We start from the raw sequence: 321 nt of genomic DNA on the forward strand, positions 1-321 counted from the left end.
CTGCGAGGCGCTGGCTGAGCTAACGCCGGGTGACCACGCGAAGAAGAGTGCCCTGTTCAATAGCGGTGCCGAGGCTGTCGAGAACGCTGTGAAGATCGCCCGTGCGTACACCAAACGCCAAGCAGTCGTGGTCTTCGATCACGGCTACCACGGTCGTACGAATCTCACCATGGCGTTGACCGCGAAGAACATGCCGTTCAAGCAGGGCTTCGGACCGTTCGCGCCCGAGGTCTACCGCATGCCGTTGGCCTACGGTTACCGCTGGCCTACAGGTGTGGAGAACGCGGGCCCGGAGGCCGCCGCGCAGGCAATTGACCAGAT

1 protein-coding gene is annotated in these 321 nt (G+C 62.9%); it reads left to right on the forward strand.

Annotation, left to right across the window (positions count from 1 at the left end):
* On the forward strand, positions 1 to 321 hold a 321-nt coding region (locus ACLZOT_RS51200; RefSeq protein ID WP_416976144.1), incomplete at both ends, for an aminotransferase class III-fold pyridoxal phosphate-dependent enzyme.

This window comes from Streptomyces sp. 4F14 (assembly GCF_048159485.1).
Taxonomy (GTDB): Bacteria; Actinomycetota; Actinomycetes; order Streptomycetales; family Streptomycetaceae; genus Streptomyces.